Raw genomic sequence first — 7,273 nt, forward strand, 5'->3', positions numbered from 1 at the left:
AACCAGAGCGGAGAGGTGAATGGCAGCATGGGCTCCCACACGTGCTTTAAGCACTCCGGGCATTCAGCTTGCCACTCACCGCTCTCACCCTCAGTCTAAGTCCTGCGCAAGACACAAGCGGGCTTGCTCGCGAATCGATTTAATGAGCGCAGCAATGCTCAGATCCGCCAAAAGGGTTTAAGCCCCTCCTCCCGCGCCTGCTCCAGACTCAACCCGACATCCTTGAGTTGCGCCGGTGTCAGCTCCAGCAATGCCTTGCGCGTGTGCAGACGATGCCAGAACAGACCCCAGCGACCCAGGAAGGACGGTACGTTGCGCATGACCGCCTCGCGTGCGCCGTTCTTTTGCCCTGCCGCCAGTTCCTGACTGTGTAACGTCAGCCGCACATCGCTCAAGCCGTTCATTTTTCGTCGCTCCTGTTTACTTGGGTAGCCAGAGCTTTCATGATGCGCGGACGGATAAAAGCATTACAGATTCAACGAGCCTGTATTAATTCCATACAGTTTTTCCGTTTCGGCCTCTGAATCACTTATTTTTGCCAAATCTGTACTGGTTAACCGAGTCCCCCATACCGAGACTGAGCTATGACCCTATACGTCAACCTTGCCGAGTTGCTCGGCACACGTATCGAACAGGGCTTTTATCGCCCCGGCGACCGGCTACCGTCGGTGCGGGCGCTGAGTGTCGAACACGGGGTCAGCCTGAGCACGGTGCAGCAGGCCTATCGCGTGCTGGAAGACGTGGGCCTGGCGATGCCCAAACCCAAATCCGGCTACTTCGTGCCCGTGGGCCGCGAGCTACCGGAGCTGCCAGTGGTTGGTCGCCCCGCCCAACGCCCGGTGGATATTTCGCAATGGGATCAGGTGCTGGAACTGATCCGCGCGGTGCCACGCAAGGATGTCGTGCAACTGGGCCGTGGCATGCCGGACATCACCACGCCGACCATGAAACCTCTGCTACGCAACCTGGCGCGAATCAGCCGTCGGCAGGACATGCCCGGCCTGTATTACGACAACATCTGCGGCACCCTCGAACTGCGCGAACAGATCGCTCGCCTGCTGCTCGATTCCGGTTGCCAGTTGAGCGCCAACGATCTGGTGATCACCACCGGTTGCCACGAAGCGCTGTCCACCAGCATCCGCGCTATCTGCGAGCCGGGGGATATCGTGGCCGTGGACTCACCGAGCTTTCACGGCGCCATGCAGACGCTCAAGGGCCTGGGCATGAAAGCCCTGGAAATCCCCACCGACCCGCTCACCGGCATCAGCCTCGATGCTTTGGAACTGGCGTTGGAGCAATGGCCGATCAAGGTCATACAGTTGACCCCCAACTGCAATAACCCGTTGGGCTACATCATGCCGGAGTCGCGCAAACGTGCGTTGTTGACGCTGGCACAGCGCTTCGACGTGGCGATTATCGAGGACGATGTGTATGGCGAACTGGCCTACACCTACCCACGCCCGCGCACGATCAAATCCTTCGACGAAGACGGCCGCGTCCTGCTGTGCAGTTCATTTTCCAAGACCCTGGCACCAGGCCTGCGCATTGGTTGGGTCGCACCGGGCCGTTATCTGGAACGAGTGCTGCACATGAAATACATCAGCACCGGCTCCACTGCGCCGCAACCGCAAATTGCGATTGCCGAGTTTCTCAAGGCAGGGCTTTTCGAACCGCATTTGCGGCGGATGCGTACGCAATACCAGCGTAATCGCGACTTGATGATCGATTGGGTCACCCGCTATTTCCCCACAGGCACCCGCGCCAGTCGTCCGCAAGGCAGCTTCATGCTGTGGGTCGAACTGCCAGAGGGTTTCGACACCCTGAAACTCAATCGTGCGCTGCATGATCAAGGCGTACAAATTGCCGTCGGCAGTATCTTTTCCGCCTCGGGCAAATACCGCAATTGCCTGCGTATGAACTACGCTGCCAAGCCCACACCGCAAATCGAAGAAGCCGTGCGCAAGGTCGGCGCCGCGGCGATCAAGCTGCTGGCGGAGACCGACTGACCTTTCTTCGGGAACCAGCGTCCATATACTAACAACGGCCGCCACCGGAACATTACCCGTGAGAATCAGACAGCCCCTGCTTGCTCTTCTGTTCCTCGCCTCGTTCCTGGGTGGCTGCGCGACGCCCCACATCCCTCGCGAACCAAGTCAGGCCCTGTCGGCGGCTACTTCTGCGTTCGGCCGTTCGATCCAGGCCCAGGCCGCTCCCCACCAGGGCCAATCGGGCTTTCGCTTGCTCTCCGACAGCACCGAGGCCTTCACCGCTCGCGCCGAGCTGATTCGCAACGCCCAAAGCAGCCTCGATTTGCAGTACTACATCGTCCATGACGGCATCAGCACACGGATACTGGTAAGCGAGTTGCTCAAAGCCGTCGACCGTGGCGTGCGGGTGCGGATTTTGCTCGACGACACCGCCAGCGATGGCCTGGACCGGATCATCGCAACCCTTGCCGCGCATCCACAGATTCAGATCCGCGTGTTCAACCCGCTGCACCTGGGTCGCAGCACCGGCGTCACGCGAGCCATGGGCCGATTGTTCAACGTGTCGCTGCAACACCGACGCATGCACAACAAACTGTGGTTGGCGGACAACAGCGCGGCGATCGTTGGCGGGCGTAACCTGGGGGACGAGTATTTCGATGCCGAGCCCAAGCTGAATTTCACCGACATCGACATGCTCAGCGTCGGCCCGGTTGCAGAACAGCTGGGGCACAGCTTCGATCAGTACTGGAACAGCGCCCTGAGCAAGCCGATCGAACAGTTTCTCTCGAGCAAGCCGACAACCAGGGACCTGAAAAATACCCGGACCCGACTGGACGAGTCCCTGGAGGAAACGCGCAAACAGAATCACGCGCTCTATCAACAGTTGATGACCTACGCCACTCACCCGCGCCTGGACGTCTGGCGTCGGGAGCTGATCTGGGCCTGGAACCAGGCGCTGTGGGACGCACCGAGCAAGGTGCTGTCCAACGGCGAGCCTGATCCGCACTTGCTGCTGAGCACCCAGTTGGCGCCCGAACTCAATGGAGTCAGCAAAGAGCTGATCATGATCTCGGCCTACTTCGTACCTGGCCCACCGGGGCTGGTGTACCTGACCGGGCGCGCCGATGCCGGGGTGTCGGTAAGCATGCTGACCAACTCACTGGAAGCCACCGACGTACCGGCGGTGCATGGCGGGTACGCGCCGTATCGCAAGACGATGCTGGAGCATGGCGTGCAGTTATTCGAATTGCGCGGCCAGCCCGGTGAAGGCGGCAGTGCGCCGCATCTCTTTCACAGCAAGTCTTATCGCGGTTCCGGTTCCAGCCTGCACAGCAAGGCGATCATCTTCGACCGGCAGAAAGCCTTCATCGGCTCATTCAATTTCGACCCGCGCTCGGTGCTGTGGAACACCGAAGTCGGGGTGCTGGTGGACAGCCCGGAACTCGCCGGGCGTGTGCGCGAACTGGCACTGGAGGGTATGGCGCCCGCCCTCAGCTATCAGGCACGGCTGGAAAAAGGTCAGATGGTCTGGGTCACCGAAGATGACGGCAAACAGCACACATTGACCGAGGAGCCGGGGAGTTGGTGGCGACACTTCAATTCGTGGCTCAGCAGTACGGTCGGCCTGGAGAAGATGCTCTAGACCCTGTGGCGAGGGGGCTTGTGCAGCGCTCAGGCCGGTTCGGCAACCGTGCCAAACGCCCCTTGCCGCGACACCAGAATCACCAACCCCAACGCACCCGCCGCCATCAGCAACGGCAAGGCATGCCCGCTGATCCACTGGCTCCCGGCACCAGCCGCCAACGGCCCGATCAGGCAACCAACCCCCCATAGCTGTGCGATATGGGCATTGGCCCGCACCAAGGCATCGTCGCGGTAACGCTCGCCGATCAGAATCAGCGACAAGGTGAACAAACCGCCGGCACTGGCACCGAACAACACCCAGAGTGGCCAGATCAACAGCGTATCGATCAACAACGGAATCGCCAGACTCGACAGCAGCAAGAGCATCGCGCAGCCGGTGAACAATGCACGCCTCGACAAGCGATCAGCCAGTGCGCCAATCGGCAATTGCAGCAAGGCATCACCCACCACCACGGTGCTGACCATCGCCAGGGCGATTTCCGTGGTGAACCCCTGACGCAGGCAATAGACCGGCAACAAGGTCAGGATCATCGCTTCGAACGCGGCGAACAGCGACACCGCCCAGGCAATTGCCGGCAGGCCACGGCAGAAATTCAGCAGGTCGCTCAAGGTCACGCCGCAGGCTTCGCTGGTGGGTGCGCCGCTGCGGCCCAGCAGCAGGAGCGGTGAAGTCATCAGCAAACCGACGCCGACCCAGAAGCCATAATCGTGCTCGGTGCCCAACGCACCCAACAATAACGGCCCGGCCAGCTGGCTCAGCGCATAGCTACTGCCATACAGCGCCACCAGTCGCCCGCGCCATTGTTCCACTACCAGCTGATTGATCCAGCTTTCGCCGAGGATGAAGACAAGGGTCAGGATCACCCCGATCATCAACCGCAGCACCAGCCAGATCGGGTAGCTCGGCCACAGCGCCAGCAAGCCGATGGATACCGCCCCGGCCCACAGGCACAGGCGCATCAGATTGGCCGTGCCGAGACGGGCCGCGAGGTGGCTGGAGATTTTCGCCCCCAGCAATACGCCAATAGCCGGCATCGCCGCCATCACACCAATGGCAAACGAGCCATAACCCCAGCCTTCCAGGCGCAGCGATACCAACGGCATGCTGACACCCAGGGCCAGGCCGACACTCAAGACAGACGCCAAGACGGCGAAATAAGTCGCCCAACGCATGTTCCACGCTCCTGTGGATATTTTATGTGCAGCGCAAAACACTGTGGGAGCGAGCCTGCTCGCGATGACGGAGCAACATTCAACATAGACGTCGACTGTCATACCGCTATCGCGAGCAGGCTCGCTCCCACAAGGGATCTATGTTGCAGCGGGCCCCGATGAACCGGGGCCCGCGACCTATTACAACTTGATCCAGGTCGCCTTCAGCTCGGTGTACTTGTCGAACGCGTGCAGCGACTTGTCACGACCGTTGCCAGACTGTTTGAAACCACCGAACGGCGCGGTCATGTCGCCACCATCGTACTGGTTGACCCACACGCTACCGGCGCGCAAGGCCTTGGCGGTGAGGTGGGCCTTAGAGATGTCCGTGGTCCATACCGCAGCCGCGAGGCCGTAAGGGGTGTCGTTGGCAATCGCAATGGCTTCTTCGGCGGTATCGAAGGTAATCACCGACAACACGGGACCAAAGATCTCCTCCTGGGCAATTTTCATCGCGTTGCTGACACCGTCGAAAATCGTCGGCTCGACGTAGGTGCCACCGGTTTCCTGAAGAATGCGCTTGCCGCCAGCCACCAGTTTGGCGCCATCGGTGTGACCGGATTCGATGTAGGACAGCACGGTGTTCATCTGCTGGGTATCCACCAGCGCACCGACGTTGGTCGCAGGGTCCAGCGGATTGCCCGGCTTCCAGGCCTTGAGGGCTTCGATCACCAGCGGCAGGAATTTGTCTTTGATCGAACGCTCGACCAGCAGGCGCGAACCGGCGGTGCAGACCTCGCCCTGGTTGAAGGCGATGGCACTGGCAGCCGATTCGGCGGCGGCTTGCAGGTCTGGCGCATCGGCAAACACGATGTTTGGGCTCTTGCCGCCGGCTTCGAGCCAGACACGCTTCATGTTCGATTCGCCGGAGTAGATCAGCAGTTGCTTGGCGATCTTGGTCGAGCCGGTGAACACCAGGGTGTCGACGTCGTTGTGCAGGGCCAGGGCCTTGCCAACGGTGTGGCCATATCCCGGCAACACGTTCAGCACACCTTTCGGAATACCAGCCTCAACCGCCAATGCAGCGATACGAATGGCCGTCAGCGGCGATTTTTCGGAAGGTTTGAGGATCACCGAGTTACCGGTGGACAGCGCCGGGCCGAGTTTCCAGCAGGCCATCATCAACGGGAAGTTCCACGGCACGATCGCGCCGACCACGCCGACCGGCTCGCGAGTCACCAGACCCAACTGATCGTGCGGGGTGGCGGCGACTTCGTCGTAGATCTTGTCGATGGCTTCACCGCTCCAGCTCAGGGCTTGCGCCGCGCCGGGAACGTCGATGTACAGGGAATCGCTGATCGGTTTGCCCATGTCCAGGGTTTCGAGCAGGGCCAATTCTTCGGCGTGCTGTTTCAGCAGGCCGGCAAAACGAATCATGGTGGCTTTGCGCTTGGTCGGTGCCAGACGCGACCAGATGCCGGAATTGAAAGTGGTGCGGGCGTTTTCCACGGCACGCTGGGCGTCGGCGGCGTCACAGCTGGCAATCTTGCCCAGCAGACGGCCATCGACGGGGCTGATGCACTCGAACATCTCGCCGGAGACTGCATCGGTGTATTCGCCATTGATGTAGGCGCGGCCTTCGATCTTCAGATCGCGAGCCCGTTGCTCCCAATCGGCACGAGTCAGGGTGGTCATACGAGTGTCCTCCTCTTATTGAATACGAGCGCCCCGCGGTCTTCGCGGGCGCTGTCAGGAATTCTGCCCGGCCAGCCTGCTTTTCGGCTCAAGGCAACCGTTACCCTAAACCAGCGGCAGGTGAAGTTTCAATATATTTGACAAAAGGCCGGCAAACGGCCTTACGATGTTCATTTTAATAAACATAGACTTTCAATTTTCCAGGCCGCAATCACGGGGGAATACCCGCATGAGCATTCAGGATATCGTCGATTTCAGCCAAGCCACCACCCAGCCCGATCGCTATCGGCCAGACCCGGCAAAAATCCTCAAGGGCGATCCCGAGCAAGCGGTGTACAACCACTACAACAGCCCGTGCGGCCAGATGAGTGCAGGTGTTTGGGAAGGCGAAGTCGGCCAATGGCGGGTGAACTACACCGAACACGAGTACTGCGAAATCGTGCAGGGGGTTTCAGTACTGCGCGACAACGACGGCAACGCCAAGACCCTTCGCGTGGGCGATCGCTTCGTGATTCCGGCCGGTTTCAGGGGCACTTGGGAGGTGCTGGAGCCGTGCCGCAAGATTTATGTGGTGTTTGAACAGAAGGTCTGAAGATTTGTGCTGTTTGGGCCGGCCTCATCGCGGGCAAGCCACGCTCCCACAGGGATCTGTGTCGATCACAATACCTGTGGGAGCAACTGTCTTGATGGTTTTTATTTTGAAGGTCTATCGATAGACAGCTGAACTCCCACAGCTTTAGGCCATGCGATGCCCTACAGGAACACCGCGACCCGTTTAGGCCAAGGGTTCTTTC

At 60.2% G+C, this 7,273-nt stretch carries 6 protein-coding genes; 3 read left to right on the forward strand and 3 right to left on the reverse strand.

The features are described from left to right. Positions 1–158 precede the first annotated feature (158 nt). Positions 159–404 carry a DUF1127 domain-containing protein gene (locus tag AACY49_RS29150; protein ID WP_339527618.1) on the reverse strand — a complete coding sequence of 82 codons (246 nt, stop codon included), beginning with the start codon at positions 402–404 and terminating at the stop codon, positions 159–161. Between the two features lie 180 nt (positions 405–584). Here AACY49_RS29150 and AACY49_RS29155 point away from each other — a divergent pair, with 180 nt between their 5' ends. Together AACY49_RS29155 and AACY49_RS29160 are read left to right on the forward strand one after the other, a co-directional pair. Then, positions 585–2,006 carry an aminotransferase-like domain-containing protein gene (locus AACY49_RS29155; protein ID WP_258698487.1) on the forward strand — a complete coding sequence of 474 codons (1,422 nt, stop codon included), beginning with the start codon at positions 585–587 and terminating at the stop codon, positions 2,004–2,006. 58 nt (positions 2,007–2,064) lie between these two features. Continuing rightward, positions 2,065–3,630: a phospholipase D family protein gene (locus tag AACY49_RS29160; RefSeq protein ID WP_339527620.1), complete on the forward strand. Its 1,566-nt coding sequence runs from the start codon at positions 2,065–2,067 to the stop codon at positions 3,628–3,630. Positions 3,631–3,659: 29 nt separating this feature from the next. Here the strand turns inward: AACY49_RS29160 and AACY49_RS29165 are convergent, their stop codons facing one another. Continuing rightward, on the reverse strand, positions 3,660–4,805 hold the full coding sequence (locus AACY49_RS29165) for an MFS transporter (protein ID WP_258698485.1): 1,146 nt from the start codon (positions 4,803–4,805) through the stop codon (positions 3,660–3,662). Positions 4,806–4,985: 180 nt separating this feature from the next. Further along, complete coding sequence (locus tag AACY49_RS29170) at positions 4,986–6,479, reverse strand: aldehyde dehydrogenase (RefSeq protein WP_339527622.1); 1,494 nt, start codon at positions 6,477–6,479, stop codon at positions 4,986–4,988. A gap of 229 nt (positions 6,480–6,708) precedes the next feature. Here AACY49_RS29170 and AACY49_RS29175 point away from each other — a divergent pair, with 229 nt between their 5' ends. Beyond that, entirely contained in the window at positions 6,709–7,071 is a 363-nt protein-coding gene (locus AACY49_RS29175; protein ID WP_258698483.1) for a cupin domain-containing protein, read from the forward strand. Positions 7,072–7,273: the final 202 nt, after the last annotated feature.

It is taken from the genome of Pseudomonas sp. EL_65y_Pfl2_R96, assembly GCF_963970905.1.
In the GTDB taxonomy this organism is placed as follows: domain Bacteria; phylum Pseudomonadota; class Gammaproteobacteria; order Pseudomonadales; family Pseudomonadaceae; genus Aquipseudomonas.